This is a genomic window from Sphingobium sp. LSP13-1-1.1, from assembly GCF_040676415.1.
Lineage (GTDB): Bacteria > Pseudomonadota > Alphaproteobacteria > Sphingomonadales > Sphingomonadaceae > Sphingobium.
Window position 1 is genome coordinate 1 of record NZ_JBEGHU010000009.1, and the last position, 16,387, is coordinate 16,387.

General features: G+C 62.8%; 17 protein-coding genes and 1 pseudogene. 6 read left to right on the forward strand and 12 right to left on the reverse strand.

Annotation, left to right across the window (positions count from 1 at the left end; all coding sequences use genetic code 11):
* Positions 1-325, forward strand: a 325-nt coding sequence (locus tag MRBLSP13_RS06645; protein WP_363753511.1) for a hypothetical protein, incomplete at its 5' end; no start/stop codon positions are given.
* 109 nt (positions 326-434) lie between these two features.
* Here MRBLSP13_RS06645 and MRBLSP13_RS06650 read toward each other — a convergent pair.
* Together MRBLSP13_RS06650 and MRBLSP13_RS06655 are read right to left on the reverse strand one after the other, a co-directional pair.
* Positions 435-821, reverse strand: coding sequence for a hypothetical protein (locus MRBLSP13_RS06650; protein ID WP_363753514.1), 387 nt, complete (start codon positions 819-821; stop codon positions 435-437).
* A 125-nt stretch (positions 822-946) separates the two neighbouring features.
* Positions 947-1,297: a DUF2958 domain-containing protein gene (locus MRBLSP13_RS06655; RefSeq protein ID WP_363753517.1), complete on the reverse strand. Its 351-nt coding sequence runs from the start codon at positions 1,295-1,297 to the stop codon at positions 947-949.
* A 159-nt stretch (positions 1,298-1,456) separates the two neighbouring features.
* On the opposite strand from MRBLSP13_RS06655, the gene MRBLSP13_RS06660 reads away from it, so the two are divergent.
* A complete protein-coding gene (locus tag MRBLSP13_RS06660; RefSeq protein ID WP_363753520.1) occupies positions 1,457-1,651 on the forward strand; it encodes a hypothetical protein in 195 nt (64 codons plus the stop codon).
* 95 nt (positions 1,652-1,746) lie between these two features.
* On the opposite strand, the gene MRBLSP13_RS06665 is transcribed toward MRBLSP13_RS06660, so the two are convergent.
* Positions 1,747-3,363, reverse strand: coding sequence for a recombinase family protein (locus MRBLSP13_RS06665; RefSeq protein ID WP_363753523.1), 1,617 nt, complete (start codon positions 3,361-3,363; stop codon positions 1,747-1,749).
* 57 nt (positions 3,364-3,420) lie between these two features.
* Here MRBLSP13_RS06665 and MRBLSP13_RS06670 point away from each other — a divergent pair.
* Together MRBLSP13_RS06670 and MRBLSP13_RS06675 are read left to right on the forward strand one after the other, a co-directional pair.
* Positions 3,421-3,717, forward strand: a pseudogene (locus tag MRBLSP13_RS06670) (DUF938 domain-containing protein); the annotation flags it as partial.
* 116 nt (positions 3,718-3,833) lie between these two features.
* Positions 3,834-4,709, forward strand: coding sequence for a hypothetical protein (locus MRBLSP13_RS06675; RefSeq protein ID WP_363753526.1), 876 nt, complete (start codon positions 3,834-3,836; stop codon positions 4,707-4,709).
* Here MRBLSP13_RS06675 and MRBLSP13_RS06680 read toward each other — a convergent pair.
* The 3 genes from MRBLSP13_RS06680 to MRBLSP13_RS06690 form a co-directional block, all read right to left on the reverse strand.
* Positions 4,666-6,639 carry an ATP-binding protein gene (locus MRBLSP13_RS06680; RefSeq protein WP_363739220.1) on the reverse strand — a complete coding sequence of 658 codons (1,974 nt, stop codon included), beginning with the start codon at positions 6,637-6,639 and terminating at the stop codon, positions 4,666-4,668. The two genes, MRBLSP13_RS06675 and MRBLSP13_RS06680, sit on opposite strands and share 44 nt — an antisense overlap.
* Positions 6,640-6,779: 140 nt before the next feature.
* Positions 6,780-7,997, reverse strand: coding sequence for a serine palmitoyltransferase (spt, locus tag MRBLSP13_RS06685; protein WP_133653723.1), 1,218 nt, complete (start codon positions 7,995-7,997; stop codon positions 6,780-6,782).
* A gap of 258 nt (positions 7,998-8,255) precedes the next feature.
* Positions 8,256-8,498, reverse strand: coding sequence for an acyl carrier protein (locus tag MRBLSP13_RS06690; RefSeq protein WP_363753528.1), 243 nt, complete (start codon positions 8,496-8,498; stop codon positions 8,256-8,258).
* An 81-nt stretch (positions 8,499-8,579) separates the two neighbouring features.
* Here MRBLSP13_RS06690 and MRBLSP13_RS06695 point away from each other — a divergent pair, with 81 nt between their 5' ends.
* A complete protein-coding gene (locus MRBLSP13_RS06695) occupies positions 8,580-9,134 on the forward strand; it encodes a Pycsar system effector family protein (protein ID WP_363753531.1) in 555 nt (184 codons plus the stop codon).
* 47 nt (positions 9,135-9,181) lie between these two features.
* On the opposite strand, the gene MRBLSP13_RS06700 is transcribed toward MRBLSP13_RS06695, so the two are convergent.
* The 4 genes from MRBLSP13_RS06700 to MRBLSP13_RS06715 all read right to left on the reverse strand — a co-directional run bounded on the left by MRBLSP13_RS06700 (position 9,182) and on the right by MRBLSP13_RS06715 (position 13,925).
* Positions 9,182-9,460 (reverse strand): ETC complex I subunit, encoded by a 279-nt coding sequence (locus MRBLSP13_RS06700; RefSeq protein WP_133653726.1) that lies wholly within the window; start codon positions 9,458-9,460, stop codon positions 9,182-9,184.
* 58 nt (positions 9,461-9,518) lie between these two features.
* Entirely contained in the window at positions 9,519-11,990 is a 2,472-nt protein-coding gene (gene hrpB / locus MRBLSP13_RS06705) for an ATP-dependent helicase HrpB (RefSeq protein ID WP_363753533.1), read from the reverse strand.
* Between the two features lie 39 nt (positions 11,991-12,029).
* A complete protein-coding gene (locus tag MRBLSP13_RS06710; protein ID WP_363739225.1) occupies positions 12,030-12,809 on the reverse strand; it encodes a TSUP family transporter in 780 nt (259 codons plus the stop codon).
* Positions 12,810-12,896: 87 nt separating this feature from the next.
* Positions 12,897-13,925 (reverse strand): polyprenyl synthetase family protein, encoded by a 1,029-nt coding sequence (locus MRBLSP13_RS06715; RefSeq protein WP_363739226.1) that lies wholly within the window; start codon positions 13,923-13,925, stop codon positions 12,897-12,899.
* 144 nt (positions 13,926-14,069) lie between these two features.
* Between MRBLSP13_RS06715 and MRBLSP13_RS06720 the strand changes: the two genes are divergently transcribed.
* Positions 14,070-14,360, forward strand: coding sequence for a chorismate mutase (locus tag MRBLSP13_RS06720; protein ID WP_363739227.1), 291 nt, complete (start codon positions 14,070-14,072; stop codon positions 14,358-14,360).
* Positions 14,361-14,396: 36 nt separating this feature from the next.
* Here the strand turns inward: MRBLSP13_RS06720 and MRBLSP13_RS06725 are convergent, their stop codons facing one another.
* Positions 14,397-15,749, reverse strand: coding sequence for an amidohydrolase (locus tag MRBLSP13_RS06725; protein ID WP_363753535.1), 1,353 nt, complete (start codon positions 15,747-15,749; stop codon positions 14,397-14,399).
* Positions 15,750-15,945: 196 nt separating this feature from the next.
* Complete coding sequence (locus MRBLSP13_RS06730) at positions 15,946-16,323, reverse strand: hypothetical protein (RefSeq protein ID WP_363739231.1); 378 nt, start codon at positions 16,321-16,323, stop codon at positions 15,946-15,948.
* Between the last annotated feature and the right edge of the window lie 64 nt (positions 16,324-16,387).

Below are 16,387 nucleotides of genomic sequence, written 5' to 3' on the forward strand. Positions count from 1 at the left end.
CGGCGGGTCCACGACCAACTATGTGCCAGAAGGCCAGTTCAAGGGTTTTGTCTCTGCACTGATCGAAGCCGCAGAGGCCGGTGAGTTCGATGGGGCACTCAAAGCAATCCAGACAGCCCCTCAGGCTCCTCGGAAAGCATCATCGTCCAAAGGCGCTAACTCGGATCAAGGATCGCTCAACATCGGCGTAGCGGGCAAGCGCAGGGGCAAGAATCCGATGTCGTTCCCTGACATCAAGAAGCACTATCTCGCAGAGGGTAAGGATGCTGACATGATCGACATTGCGATCAAGAAGCGTCAGGAAGCCGAAAAGGCTGCGAAGTAAGCTGACATAAGAAAAGCCGCTGTTTACCGGCAGCGGCTTTTCCCTGTAGTAAGAGAGCAACCAAGAAGCCCAATTACGCAAAGGCTTCTCGATTGCCGTCTATTTAGCCTCAAAGGCTTTTCAGCAGTTCCTCCTGCTGCTTTTCAATTTCGGCCAGCATACGGTCGCCTTCTTCCCTTACGCGGCGCACTTCCTCGGCAGCAGCTTTGATCTGCTCGTCATTGTGCTTACGAACTAGCTTCTGCTCCTCGATGGCTTCGCGCACATTCGTTGCGCTGTTCCACTCCTTAGGACCGGCTTCGATCAGGCCAAGCCTGACATTGTTCTTCCTGATGAAGTAGCCACGCAGCAGGGTTTTATCCTGAGCATCAACGTCGCTGATAATGTCATTGATTGAGGCTTCATCCTCGATGTCTGGCAGCGCCTTGTCATAGACATTGCCACAGGCCGAAAGCAGCGCACAGGCTGCAACTAAGGGGAAGAGTAAACGTCGCATTGTAGAAACTCCCTGTTAAGTTCTTGCTTTGTTGTAATGTCAAGAACGATCTGCGTCATTAAAAGAAAAAGAAAGCTAGGACCGTTGCCGATCCTAGCTTCTTTCCAATGCCTAACTCTACTTAGTTAGATGGCTCGTCCTGCCTTCGCGTCTTCCATGTATTTGGATATTGGCTTTGTTGGCGTCCAATGCAGGTCTTCTTCTATCTGTAGTCCTGCTGGTAAGCGCAGTTCGGCAAGTTCCCAGAGTGCGACGTAGCCGAGTTCAGGATAGCCCACATCGCAGATGCCGAACGCCAGCCCGTCATTGCTGCATTCGCTGAGTATCCAAGTTCCGATACCGATGGGGTTGAACAAGCGAACAACCGGCATGAGGTCTTTTTCGCCCTTTGTGCCTCGCAGGGGCACTTGCTCCTCATGATTGATAATCAGCTGCTGTAGCTGCTTTGGACGCATCAACTTCATCCACGGGTCCATGTAGGCACTCCCTTTCTTCAATGTGCCTCAGGACAACAAGCGCCAGTTGACTTGAAAATCAACCTAAGAAGTGGTTCGCGGAGAAGAGTTTTATCTAAGTCATAAAGTGGATGACGCAGAAGTCACCTGAACACATACGATGTGGGAAGGAGACAAACGATGCAGTTGAACACTCAGGAACTTGCTGCGCTGGCCGATTACCTGCTTTGTGAGATTGATTGTTCTTCGGATTACGAAGAAGACGAGTTCAGCGTCGAGTGGCGCGGTCATCGGCTCTATGTAGAGCGTTACATGAGCCATTTCCGGGTCGAAGTTGACCATGAAGATGATGTCATCGAGCTACCGCGTCACTGATCCCCGCAGACGACCTTACAAAAGGAAAAGCGCCCGCAAGCAATGCGAGGCGCTTTCACTCTGAGTGGTGTTTCTAGGGGCTTACAGGGCAGCGATTAAGCTGCCCGTTCCATATAGCGGTTGAGAGCAATCGGGCTATCATTGTGGGCACCGGGCAGCATTGCGCTTGTGGCTATTGCTTGCTGTAGCAGATTACCGAGGCCGTCGAACCTGAAAGCATGGACGCCAGCAACAAGGACATGAGCCTCGCGAGTGCCAGGATACAGGAAGACGCTGGTTATGATCTCCGATAGTGCAGCGTGGACCTGGCGACGAGCATCTTCATCATCGTGCAGGCTGTCCCTAAGTCGGGCAATTTCCTGAGCCAGTTCGACGCTTGGCTTTTTGTTGGCCTGTTGCTCAGCAGCTAGCGCCAGCGTTCGAATGCCCTCTTTGCGCTCTTCAATGTCCTGTTCGGCGCGCTGGATGCCTCTCAACATAGCCGGGCTAGGGTTAGCCGCATAAGCATCAACTAGATTGTCTAGGCGTTGCTCGGCGGTCTTGAGTTCCAATTGCGCGACAGCAAGGCCGTTGTCCTGTGCTTGTTCCTCAGGTGCCGGGATGGCCATATGAAGGACGTTATCGAGGATACCGTTGAGGAGGTGATAGTAGTGGAATGACGCGCTGGATGAGCAACCAGCAGCCCTGTGGTTTCTCGCGCAACGCAATCTAGCTTTGCGGGGGACGTTCACATCGGTTTGCGAAATTATCATCCGGCTACCACAAACCTCACCGTTGTTCCGATGAGCGCAGTATGTGAAACCCTGAAGCAAATTAACCATACCTCGGCGCTTACCGCCTGAACTGCGGCGACGGTCGAGTGCTTCTTGTGCACGGTGCCATGTCTCTGCTGAGATTACCGCATCGCAGACTTTGAACCATTCTCCTGCTTTGTGCTTGTAAGCGCCGGGCTCCTTGACGCGGCAATACTCGCCTAATGCGCCCCGACCTCGCAGAATTTCCCTGACGTTGGCTTGTGTCCAATCGCCTTTTTGCCAGCGCGTATTCTCAAGATCGGCGTTGAGTTCGGCACAAATCTGACGAAGCCCTTTGCCTTCAAGGCAGCGGTCAAAGATCATCCTGACCACAGCAGCGCGCTTCTCATTAACCATATATTTGTCGCCATCGCGGTCGATCCAGCTAGGCACGAAACGCAAGTCGGCCAGACCATCTTTCGTTTTGAAGCCGCGTTCGATGGTGCCTTCGAACGCTTTGGCAATTCGGCCACCTTTCTTTTTGCTTTCCTCGTGTCCTAGACCAGCGCGCAGGAACGGCGTCAGCAGCGTTTGCCAGTTGTGCTTGATTTCCTCTGCTGTGTAGGTCTGACCAGTATCGCTTTCGACCAGCGTTATACCGGCGTTTACGAGGCCGTGGATGAGGTTCAGACCGACAAGAGGCTCCTGACGGCTTAGTCGATCGATGTTCTCAATGATGAGTGCTTTGCCGCGCAGCAAACCCTTTGCGGCGCGTTCCTCAATCTCAGCTAGCTTGCCACCCTTCGCGCGGTTCCTGCCCTTGTAAGCAGACTTACCGCGCTCGATGATCGTCTCAGTTAGCGTCCATCCCCTTGTGCGGCAGATGTTCTGCGCTAAGTCGGTCTGACGGCGCTCACTATCGCCCTCTGTTTGATCGTCGGTTGACCAGCGAATGTATGCGATTGCTTCCAATGTCATTGCCCCTAGCTGCTTTGTCCGCGTTAAGATCGCGTAACCTCACAACTGTATGGGTGAATTAACATGGTCCATATCAGCCCCTGGGAAGCGACGCTGGGGTTGATGAAGGGGGCGGGGGCCGTACTGCCGCCGGGTGGCTTGCTCTACGTCTATGGGCCCTATCTGCGGGAAAATGTCGAAACAGCGCCGAGCAATCTTGCCTTCGATGCATCCCTCAAGGCTCGTGATCCGCAATGGGGGCTGCGCCGGGTGGAGGATGTGATTGCCGCGGCGGAGGGCGAGGGGCTGGTGCTTCGCCGATTGCTCGAAATGCCCGCGAACAATCTGTCGTTGATATTCCGGCGGCGGGATTGAAAGACTGCGGCGCTCCTGCGAAGGGAGGAGCCTGATCTTGGCCGTTTGACCCGCGCTCCTGCTGACCGCTCGTTCGAGTGTTTTTGCGGGAGCATGCTGTACCCGTAGCAGGACCGATGCCTCATTCTCTCCTCTCCCTCGTCACCGCCGAACTGGCCGCGCCCGCCGATCCGCGCGCGGCGGCGATGGCGGGCGCGCTGGCTGCGCAATATCCCGATGCCTCGCGGGCGGTGCTCTTCTACGGTTCCTGCCTGCGGGAGAAGAATCTCGACGGCTTGATGCTGGATTTCTACCTGATCGTCTCCGACTATCGCGCCGCTTATGGAAAGCGCTGGCTTGCGGCCGCAAACCGGCTGATCCCGCCCAATGTCTTTCCCTTCGAACATAATGGCCTGATCGCCAAATATGCCGTGCTGTCGGAAGGTGACTTTGCCCGCCTCAACAGCCCTGCCGCCGACAATGTGTCGGTCTGGGCCCGCTTCGCCCAGCCTGCGCGGCTGCTCTGGGCGGCGGATGACCTTGCCCGCCAGCGCGCCATCACAGCCGTTGCCGGTGCTGCCCCGACGCTGCTCTCGCTTGCTCGCCCAATGGCGCAGGCCCAGGATGCGCTGTCGCTGTGGAGGACCGGCTTCACCCTGACCTATGGCGCGGAATTGCGGGCCGAACGGAAGGGGCGATCGCTTTCCATCGTCGATGCCGATCCGGAGCGCTACGCGCGCTTTGGCGAGGCCGCGCTGGACCAGGGCCTGCCGCCATCGCCGGAGCAGGCGGCTGCCCGCTGGCGGCGGTTGCAAAGGCGCGGCAAATGGCTGTCCGTCATCCGCCTGGCCAAGGCAAGCTTCACCTATGCTGGCGGCATCGATTATCTGGCGTGGAAGATCAATCGCCATGCGGGCACCACGATCCAGATCAGGCCCTGGCAGCGCCGCTGGCCGCTGATCGGCGCGCTTACTCTGCTGCCGCGGCTGTTCCGGGGTGGTGCGATCCGCTGAGCGCATTGGACAGCGCCTGTGCCAGCCCGGTGAGAGTGTAGGGCTTGCGCAACACTTCATGGCCCCCGAAATCGGTGCTTTCCGCTATATCGCCGGCATAGCCGGTGACGAACAGCACTGGCAGATGCGCATAGAGGGGCGGCAGGGTGCGTATCATCTCTGGCCCGGTCATGTCCGGCATCAGCACGTCGCTGACGATCAGGCCGATGTCGCGATGGCTGGTGAGCAGCTTCGCCGCCCTGGACGGATGATCGCAGGCGACCGGCAGGTGGCCCAGTTCCGCCAGCGCCGCCATCGTCTGGTTGAGGACGCGGGGATCATCCTCCACCACCAGGATACGCATCGGGGGATGGAGCACAGGCTCCCGGTCCGGCATAGGCGCGTCCATCGCACCTTCGCCTCCCGCCGCGACATGGCGGGGCAGGTAGAGATGGACGCTCGTGCCCTTGCCGGGCTCCGATTCTATGCGGATCTCGCCCTCGCACTGGTGCACGAAGCCGAAGATCTGGCTGAGGCCCAGCCCGGTGCCCTTGCCGACCGGCTTGGTGGTGAAGAAGGGTTCGAACACGCGCGACAGGATTTCGGGCGTCATGCCGCACCCGTCGTCAGTGACGCTGAGCATCACATATTCGCCGGCGGCGCATTCCCCGATCTCGTGCTGCGCCAGTTGGGCCTGTCCTGTCCTGATGACCAGTCGGCCCCGTCCGTCCATGGCGTCGCGGGCGTTGACGCACAGGTTCAATATCGCATTTTCCATCTGATGCTGGTCGACGAAGATCCGCCAGCCCTTCGCCTCATTTTCAAAGGCCATGGTGATCTGGTCGCCGATGGACCGATCGATCAATTCGGACAGTCCGGCGACCAGCGCATCAGGATCGACGGCGTTGGGCAGCAGCGGTTCCGACCGGGCGAAGGCCAACAGGCGGCGGGTCAGCGCGGCGGCGCGATTGGCACCCTCCATCGCATTGTCGAGATGACGGTTCGCCTCCTGCGGTTTCAGCCGCAGCTTGCGCTTGGCCAGTTCCAGGCCGCCGACCACCACGGCCAGCATGTTGTTGAAATCATGGGCGATGCCGCCCGTCAACTGGCCCACGGCATCCATCTTCTGCATCTGGCGCAGATTTTCCTCCGCGACGGCGCGTTCGGCGGTCTCCTTCTTGAGCCGTTCATAGGCATCCGACAATTCGGCGGTGCGGGCGGTGACGGCCTCCTCCAGCCGGTCGGCGCGCTCCGCCTCGTCATCCGCCTGCCTGCGCGCATTGCGGCGCTCGCTATAGGCGGCATTGGCGAACCAGAGCGCGAACAGCACGCAGACCAGTAGCACCAGTCCGAAAAGCTGGGATGTCTTTCCGAACCAGGCGTTGCGATCCCCTGCCAGCGACACGGCCTCGCTGCGCTCCTGCAGCCGGGCGTTTTCCGCCTGGATGACCCGATCCAGCAATGCCGTGATGCGCATCAGGTCGCGGGACTTGCCCGCCTGATGGAACTGGGCAAGCGCTGCCATCTTCTGGTCGTAGGTGGTGCGCAGGCCGATCTCGCTCAGCGTCTTGCCGCGCTGGTCGAAGGCGGCCTGCAACGCCATCACATTGCCGCGCTGCCAGTCGGAATGGCGGGTGGTGTAATTGAGCACCTTGAGCTGGCTCCCGGCGGTGCGCCACTGGTCCTGGAACAGGCGGCCGGTATCGGGATCAAGGCTGATGACATAGCGGGCCAGCGTCACTTCCGCGCGGGCGGTCTTCGCCTCGAACGCGCGGGCGAGGGCGATGATCTCGAAACTGCGCCGCTGTTCCTGCAGCGCGCGCTCATGGTCATGCGCGGCATGGCTGGCGCTGTAGAGCAGCGTGCCGAGCGATCCGAACAGCAGGATGACAAGCACCAGCGGCAGGAAGCGTGCCACGAACGCTCGCCAACCGGTCGCATGTTCATCCATGAAAAACCCGTCCGTCATCGACAGTTACACTAGATGAACAATGTTAAGCGAGAAATGCCGCAGGTGAAAGGTTCCGTTTTTGCGGCGGATTCCGTCTCGTTAATCGGCCGTCCGGTCGTAAAGCCGATGACAGGACGCGTTCAGCCGATCGCCCCGGTCGCCTTGCCTGCCGCCTCGAACATGCCGATGATCTGCCCAACCTGTTCATCGCTATGTTCAGCGCAGAGCGAACAGCGCAGCAGAAAAGTTCCAGCAGGTGTCGCCGGAGGGCGCGCCATGTTGACGTAGAGGCCGAGCTCCAGCAGCGTCTGCCACATGGCGACGGCCTGCGTCTGGTCGGTCAGGATGACGGCGATGATCGCGGATTGCGGGGTTTCCGTGCCCAGCTTGAAGCCAAGGTCGGAGAGGCCCTTGTGCAGCCGCTGGCTGTTCTTCCAGAGATGGGCGCGCTTCTCGCTCGCGTGCATCAGCTTGCGGATCGATGTCGCTGCGGTCGCGACGACGCTCGGCGGCAGGGATGCGGTGAAGACATAGGGACGGCAGACGAGGCGCAGCACTTCGAACTTCGGGTGGTTGGACACGCAGAAGCCGCCGACCGTGCCGACCGACTTGGAGAAGGTGCCGACCACGAAATCGACGTCCTTCTCGACACCCTGCTCCTCATAGACGCCCCGGCCATTGGGGCCGAAAAAGCCCATGCCATGGGCTTCGTCCACCAGAATCATGCAATTGGGATGCTTGCGCACCGCGGCGACCATGTCGGGCAGGGGGGCGACGTCGCCCAGCATCGAATAGACGCCCTCCAGCACCACCAGCTTCAGGGCGTCGGCGGGCAGGCGGCCCAGGCGCTTGTCCAGATCCTCCACGCTGTTGTGGCGGAAGCGGACGATCTCCGCATCGCCCAGGAAGCAGCCGTCATAGATGGACGCATGGCTGTCGGCATCCAGCACGACATAGTCGCCCTTGCCCGCCAGCGTCGAGATCATGCCCAGATTGGCCTGATAGCCGGTGGAGAAGACCATCGCGCCGCTGGTGCCGTAGAAGTCCCGGAGGGCGTCCTCGACCTGCCGGTGGCCCTGATAGGTGCCGTTCAGCAAGCGGCTGCCGGTGGTGCCCGCGCCGAAATCGTCCAGCGCCTTCTTGCCCGCGGCGATCACCTCCGGGTCGAAGGTCATGCCCATATAGTTATAGGTGCCGAGCAGGATCGTGTCCTTGCCCTTGATCACGGCCAGGGTGGGCGATTTCACTTCATCCATGACGATGGCGAAGGGATCGCGCACGCCGGTCGCCAGCAGCGCCTCCCGTTCTGCGATCAGGGAATCGAACTTGGAGAAGAGGTCGCGGGTATTGGTCGTCATATGTAGTCCCTTAACCCGTTCGTCCTGAGTTCGGACCGGGCGCAGCCAAAGCCCCTCTCGAAGCCCGTCATGCTGTTCCCCGCTCCCTAGATCCGCCATTTCGACACGCTTGATGGCTACTCGGCACGAACGGCAAATAATCACTGGAGCGACTTTTGATCTGATTGGATCAGATCGGCCACTCTATTCCTTTATTTTACCGCGATTTCCTGACCGTCGGATGACGCCATCCGACCGGAAATCGCTCCAGGGCGGCCTTTAGCCCTTCAGCTTCGCCACGGCATCCACAAGCTGGCCCACCGTCTCGATCTCGGCCTGCATGTTCATGGTGATGATGATGTCGAATTCATCCTCGATCGCGGCGACGAAATCCATCACCGTCAGGCTGTCCCACTCCAGATCCCCTGCGAAGGTGGTCGCCTCGGTCAGTGCGACGCCCTTTTTGTTGAAAGGTGCGATCTGGCCCAGAACGCTGTCGAAAATTTGCTGGCGATCCGTCATTATCCCTGGTGCTTTCCGTGAAAGAGCGGCTTTTGCCCTCAAGCGTCGCTCTTTGGCAAGGGAATAAGGCGGCAATCGGGCATGAGTGTCGCGAAAAAAGGGGAGGGGATGATGACCCAGGCGACAGATGCGCCGGTGCCCAATGCGATCCACCTGCTGCGCACCGCGGTCCAGACCAACATGCAACTCAGCCAGATGGCCGATCAGAAGGCGAACATGCTGATCGGCGCGTCGATGGTGGTCTTCACCCTCTGCGTTGGTCAATTGCGGTCGGGTGCGCTGGTCTGGCCGGTGGCGGTGCTGGCGCTCGGCGTGTTTCTGGCCGCGACCTGTGCGATCCTGGCGGTGTTGCCGAATGTCGGCCGGTCGCGCAGCGGTGTGACGGAGGATGACAATCTGCTGTTTTTCGGCGTCTTCACCAGCCTCAGCGAAACCGAGTTCAGTGCGCGGATGATGCGGCTGGTGGCGGATGACGACGCGCTGTGCCGGGCGATGCTGCGCGACATGTATCAGAATGGTCAGGTGCTCCAGCGGCGCAAATATCGCTGGCTGGGCTATGCCTATCGGCTGTTCCTGGCCGGGGTGGTGATCAGTTTCGCCACGCTGGTGGCCGACCTGGCCTGGGGATGGCGATAAGGAAGCCAGCGATCGGTCCCGGCCGCCTGGAAATCGCTCCCGGCGCCTTACCGGAAATTATCGGCGTAGGCCTGGATCTTCAACGTCTTGGGCGCGGTCGGAATGACCGTATAGGCGATCCCCTCCCGCTCCGCATAGGCGCGGGCGGCTTCCTCGGAAGAGAAGGTCAGCCTGATCTGCTGCCTGGTGTCGCCGGAACCCGCCCAGCCGGTCAGGGGGTCGGGCTTCTTCGCTTCCGCCGCCACATATTCCAGCACCCATTTGCGGGTCAGCGCCTTGCCGGACTGCAGGGCGTTCTTCTGGATCTGATAGATGCGCGCGCTCATCGCGATGGAGACTCCTGAGGGAAGATCGGGTTGCGTTGCACCAGCGAATGGACCCAAGTCAAGGCTTCCCCTTGGCATCGGCCCGTTTCGTGCGCAGCGTGGCGCTGGCTGCCGCCGGATCGTCCGGCCAGGGATGCTTGGGGTAGCGGCCGCGCATTTCCTTGGCGATGGCGCGCCAACTGCCCGCCCAGAAGCCGGGCAGGTCCTGCGTCGTCTGGATCGGCCGGCCGGCCGGGGAGGTGAGGGAAAGGACCAGTGGAATGCGCCCGCTGCCGACGACCGGATGTTGGTCGAGGCCGAACAGGGCCTGGACGCGCAACTCGACGCGGGGGCCGCCCTCAGCGGCATAGTCGATTTCATGGCCGCTGCCGGCGGGGGAACGGAATTCAGGCGGGGCGAGCCGGTCGACCTGCTGCTTGCCGTCCCAGCCGATCAGCCCTTCCAGCACGCCGGAAAGTTGCGATCGGTCGATGTCGGAGAGCCGCCGCCTGCCCTGCAACAGCGGCGGGAGCCAGTCGTCCAGCATCTCCATCAGCGCGGCGTCCGAGAGCGCCTCCACCCCGGCAAAGGCGGCCCGCATCCTGAGCGACCGCGCGGCGTCGGACCAGGGAAGCAGCTCCAGCCCGCCCTGCCGCACGCCCTCGACCAGGGCGGCGACGACCGCGTCGGGATCGGGCCGGTCGTCGGAGCCGGAGGAAAGCCGCACCGCGCCCAGCCGCCTTTCACGCAGCGCCTCTATGCCGCCATTGGCGGGCCGGAACCGCACGGTGCGATGCTCCGCGATCCGGCCGGCGAACAGGGCGATCACTTCCGCCTCGCTGATCGGCGCGGCGGAAAGGATGCGGGCGCCGGCCGCACTGCCCTGCACTTCGCCCACCGCCAGCCATTCCCCCCTTGCCAGCGGGCTGAGCGGGTCGAGCCGGAAGCCGCGTCCGCCGATGCTTGCCCAATCGGCCCCGTCCGCGGAGCGGCGTTTGGCAACCCTGTCCGGGAAAGCAAGGGCGAGGCAGAGGCCGGCTTCATGGCCCCCTTCCGCAACCAGAGGCGAAGTCCTGGCTGCGTCCGCCGGGGCCAGCTTCGCCCACCGCTTCGCCATCGCCCGCGCTGCGTCGGCCCGCTTCCCGCTCTCGCGTCGCCAGCGGATTCGCCGCTGCGAAAGGTCTGTATCCTGCCCGCCGATGCCCCGTTCGCCAAGCAGGACGGCGATTTCTGCGGCGACCGTTGCCAGTCCCATCTCGCCAGCCCGCACCAGCATATGGCCGATGCGCGGCTCCAGCGGCAGGGTGGCGAGCATCTTGCCATGCGCGGTGATGCGGCCGTCGGCATCCAGCGCCTCCAGCGCCATGAGCCGCTTGCGCGCCTCCGCCACGGCGGCAGCCGGCGGCACGTCCAGCCAGCGCAGGCGAGCCGGATCGTCCACGCCCCAGAGCGCGCAATCCAGGATCAGGCCCGACAGATCGCTTTCCAATATCGCCGGCGGGTCGAAGGGCGGCATGCCCGCCGTCGCTGCTGCTTCCCAGAGGCGATAGGCCACGCCCGGCCGCTGTCGCGCCGCACGGCCGGCCCGCTGGGTTGCGGCCGCCTGGCTCGCCCGCTCCGTCACCAGCCGCGTCACCCCCGCCGCTCGGTCGTAGCGGGGCCGTCGCGCCAGCCCGCTGTCGACCACGATGCGCACGCCCTCGATGGTCAGGCTGGTTTCCGCGATGGAGGTGGCCAGGATCACTTTCCGCCGTCCCTCCCGCGAGGGGCGGATCGCAGCCCGTTGCGCCGCGGGTTCCAGCGAGCCGTGCAGCTTGTGGACCTCTGCCCCAGCACCTTCCAGCCGCTCCGCCGTCCGTTCGATTTCCGCCACGCCCGGCAGGAAGGCGAGCAGGTCGCCTTCCGCTTCATCGCTGAGCGCCTGGCGAATGGTGGCTGCCATCGCATCTTCTATCCGCCTTTCCGCGGCGCGCCCGACATGGCGCAGTTCCAGCGGCTGGATGCGGCCCTCGCTTTCCACCACCGGCGCGTCATTCCCTTCATGGGCCAGCAGCGTGGCGAAGCGCGCGCCGTCCAGGGTAGCGGACATGGGCACGATCCGCAGGTCGGGTCGCAAGGCGCCCTGGGCGTCGAGAGCCAGTGCCAGTCCGAAATCGCTGTCCAGGCTGCGCTCATGCACTTCGTCGAAGAGGACGGCGGAGATGCCCGAAAGCTCCGGATCGTCCTGGATCCGCCGCACGAAAATCCCTTCGGTCAGGACAAGCAGGCGGGTTCGGGCGGAAAGCCGCGAGTCCATGCGTGTCGCATAGCCGACCGTGCCGCCAGGCTCCTCGCCGATCAGTTCGGCAATCCGCTCCGCCGCTGCGCGTGCCGCAAGCCGGCGGGGGGAGAGCAGCAGCACCTGCCCTGTGCACCAGGGCTCGTTCAGCAGGGCCGGGGCGACCGCGGTCGTCTTGCCCGCTCCCGGCGGCGCCACCAGCACGGCATTGCTGCCTTCGCGCAGGACGGCGAGCAGGTCGGGCAGCACGGCATGGATGGGCAGGGCGGTCATGCCTGTCCCTCTCGCGTCATTCCGGGCCGAGCGCAAGGATCAGCCGAACAGCAGCGCGTGGATGGGGTTTTTTGGATCGATCAGCATCTTTGCCGTCAGCGCCAGCGACATGATGATCAGCAGCGGGCGGATCAGCCGGCTGCCGAAGCGCATGGCGAGCCGGGATCCGATCTGCCCGCCGGTAATGCTGCCCACAGCCATGGCAAGGCCGACGATCCAGAGGACATGGCCGCCCGCCATCATGGTGAGCAGGCCGGCAAGGTTGCTGGCGAGATTGGCCGCCTTGGCCTGCGCAGTAGCCCTGACAAGGCCGAGGCCGCCCAGCACAATGAAAATCGTGGTGTAGAAAGTGCCCGCACCCGGCCCGAAGAAGCCGTCGTAAAAGCCGATGACGCCGATCAGCAGGCTGAGCAGCCCCAGCCCGACGCGCTGACGCCGGTCCATCTCGCCCACCTTCGGCGAGAAGGTGAAATAGGCGGCGAGCGCGATCAGCAGCGCGGGCATCAGCCCCGCCAGGATCGAGGAATCGACCCGCTGCAACAGCCACGCTCCGCCAGCCGATCCCGCAAAGGCGGCGCATATGGGCCAGCGATAGGCCTTCAGGTCCATATGCCCCGCGCGGGCATAAGCGAGGCAGGCGCCGAAAGTGCCGAGCGCCGATTGCAGCTTGTTGGTCGCCACCGCCGGAACAGGCGGGATTCCGGCAGCGAGCAAGGCGGGCAGCGCGATCAGCCCGCCGCCTCCCGCCATCGCGTCGATGCACCCCGCCATCAGGGCAGCCGCCATGAGGAAAGCGATGGTTTCCGGGGAAAGGATCATGGGCGACAGGTCCTGGCGGAACGAAGCGCTATGTGCTCCTGCCACCACAGGAACAGCATGGTCGAAACGAACCGGCCTGCCAAACCCTCAATAAGCCCGCGCGATGGCGAATTCGACCGCTTCGGTCAGCGCGGCCTTTGCCTTGCCATTGTCGAACATGCCGAGCGCGTCGATGGCCCGTTGTCCATAATGCCGCGCCCGCGCCAGCGTGTCCGCGATCGCGCCTGTCCCGCGCAGCAGAGCCGTGGCATGCGCCAGATCCTCGTCGCTCACCCGGTTGCCGGCGATGGCCTGCTTCCAGAAGGCGCGATCCTCTTCCGACCCGCGCGCATAGGCGAGGATGACCGGTAGCGTCACCTTGCCGTCGCGGAAATCGTCGCCCGCATCCTTGCCCATGGTCGCGCCGTCGGATTCATAGTCGATCGCGTCGTCGATAAGCTGGAAGGCGATGCCAAGATTCCGGCCATAGACGTCCAGGGCCTGCTCTTCCGCCTCCGTCCGGTCGGCGACCACGGCGGAGATGCGGCAGGCGGCGGCGAACAGGGCGGCGGTCTTCGCGCCGATAATGTCGAGATATTGCTCTTCGCTGGTGTCGATCTTGCGCTGGGCGGTCAGCTGGTTGACTTCCCCCTCCGCGATCACGGCGGACGCGTTGGAGAGAATCTTCAGTACCTTCAGCGATTCCGCCTCGACCATCAGTTCGAAGGAGCGGGAGAAGAGAAAGTCGCCCACCAGCACGCTCGCGCTGTTGCCCCAGATGATGTTGGCGGTCTTGCGTCCCCGGCGCAGCCCCGATCCATCGACCACGTCGTCATGCAGCAGCGTCGCGGTATGGATGAACTCCACGGCCGCGGCCAGCTTGTAGTGGCGCGATCCGGCATAGCCCACCAGATCGGCGCAGGCGAGCGTCAGCATCGGCCGCATCCGCTTGCCCCCGCCGGCGATCAGATGGCCGGCGAGTTCCGGGATCAGTGGGATGCGCGACTGCATCCGGTCCAGTATGACGGCGTTCACCTGGTTCATGCCCTCGGCGACAAGCGCCATCATGGAGGCGAGCGAAGGCGCGCTGCTGGCGCGGCCGATGGGGTGGACGTTGCCGGTGGCGGATGCTGTCATGACAAGGGCCATGTGGCGGCGCAAAATGCTAAAGGCAAGCGGGAATAGCTTGCGCGGGCGTCTGGAAACGGCAAAAAGCGCCGATATTTTGATCGATGCATCGTTCGGGCGCAAAGCCGCCGCCATGGCGATGCCTTGCGGAGGATGAAAGTGGACGAAACGCTGAAGCGCTATCGCGAGAGCATCGATAATATCGACGCGGCGCTCGTCTTCATGCTGGCGGAGCGGTTCAAGATCACGCAGGCCGTCGGCGAGCACAAGGCGACCCACGACTTGCCCCCCGCCGATCCGGGGCGGGAGGAGCGCCAGATTGCCCGCCTGCGCCAGTTGGCCACCGATGCCAATCTGGATCCCGATTTCACCGAGAAATTCCTGCGCTTCATCATCGATGAGGTGATCCGGCATCATGAAAGGCTGCGGGAAGCCCAGGGCTGAATGCCCTCCCTACGGGCAGCGTCGTGACGGCGGCTGTCAATCCCGCTTCAATATGGTCATCGCCAGCACGGTCATGGCCTCGCTGGCTGTGGCGATGACCTTGTCAGCCTGGGGCGCCCAATAGGGGCTGTGCAGCGAGGGCAGGCTGATCGCGCCGGTCCTGGCCTTCTCCATCTGCTCCGCCGGCACGCCGCCGACCCAGAAGATGAAGCTCTCGATGCTCTTGTCCGCGCGGTAATAGCGGCCAAAGTCCTCCCCAGCCATGGAGGCCTTGGTCTCGCCGACCGTTCCCGCGGGAAAATGGGCCTTCAGCACATCTGCCATGCGGTTGGCGAAAGCGGGGGGATTGTAGGTGGAAGGGGTGAATTCGTCCTTCACGGAGATCACCGGCATCCTGTCGTCCGGCACGCCGGCCGCGATCGCCTCCCCCCTCGCGATGCGTTCTATGCCCCGGATCAGCTTTTCCCGCGTTTCGTCCGAATAGCTGCGCACGGTGAGCAGCATCTTCGCCTCGTCGGGGATGATGTTATGCTTGGTGCCGCCCATGAAGCTGCCGACGGTGACGACGGCCGGGTCGAACGGGTCCTGTTCCCGGCTGACCAGCGTTTGCAGGGAGGTAACGATCCGTGCGCCCAGCACGATCGGATCGCGCGTCGTCTGCGGATAGGCGCCATGGCCCCCCGAACCCCGTACCAGCAGGTCGATGCTGTCCACATTGGCGAGCGCAAAGCCCGGCGTATAGCCGATCTTCCCTGCCTCCAGATTGGCCGCGTCGTGAAAGGCGATGGCATGGGTCGGGCGCGGGAAACGGGTGTAGAGGCCATCCTCCAGCATCAACCTGGCGCCGCGTCCCACTTCTTCGGCGGGCTGGAGGATCATCACCAACGTGCCCTTCCACTCCTCCTTCATGGAGGAGAGCAGCCGGGCGGTTTCGATGAAGGCGGTCATGTGCGTGTCATGGCCGCAGGCGTGCATCACGCCGGTCTCGGTCCCGTCGCCGGTCTTGGCCCTGACCTTGGAGGCGAACTCCAGACCCGTCTGTTCAGTAACGGGCAGGGCGTCCATGTCGGCGCGGATCAGCAGCACGGGGCCGGATCCGTTCTTCAACACCGCGACTACGCCTGTACCGCCCACCTTTTCGGTGATGGCGAACTTCATCGCTTTCAGCCGCCGGGCGAGCTTGGCGGCGGTGGCGCTTTCCTGTTCCGACAGTTCGGGATTGGCGTGCAGGTCACGATAGAGCGTCATGAGGCCGTCCATGTCCTTCGCGATGGTCGCGGCGATGACATTGGGCGGCGTTGCCACCTCGGCGGGTGCGCCGGGAGGCTGGGCATGGGCAATGGAAATAAGGCTGGCGGCGGCCATGATGGCCGTCAACGCATGACGCATTGATGGGTCTCCCTGATGGTGGGGGGACCATAGGGGCAATTTGTCGGTGTTTTAAGAGCGATTATCTCGTCGGTCGACTCTGCAGCCAGAAAAGACTGGAGCCGCCCTCAGCGCTCATCGCCGTGAGTGAATAGAAGTGGCCCGCCGCCTTTGCCTTCTGGAATTCCGCCGTTGGGAGATGCGCGCCGTCCCGCCATTACGCGCCATCCCATAGCAGGAAATAGGTCACGGTTGTTTTCAGATCGACCGCAGGAGGGAAGCCCAGCCAGTCTTTGACGTTCCCGGCAAGCGCTGCCAGATCGCCAGAATTGCCATCGCTCTTGATGCCACAACTGCGCCAATTTTCCCCAGCCCTTTCATCGTCGCTGGAGTGCAGCGTCATGGGGGCTGGTCCTTCGAGCTGCCGCTCGTCTTCCCTGACCGATGCGATCCTGTGCCAGCCTTGCGCATCCGCTCTGGAAAGTGTGGCCTGAGGGGGAATATCGGCAGGGCAGAATTCGCGGAAGGCGCCCAGCATGGCCGATGCGGGCGTCACGATGGTGGATGCCGTCAACGCGATGGACAGCAACAGCATGACGCCCCTTCCTTTCGCGTAGAGCACGCTGCGTTAAATCGGATGCAGGACGCATGCTCCAGTT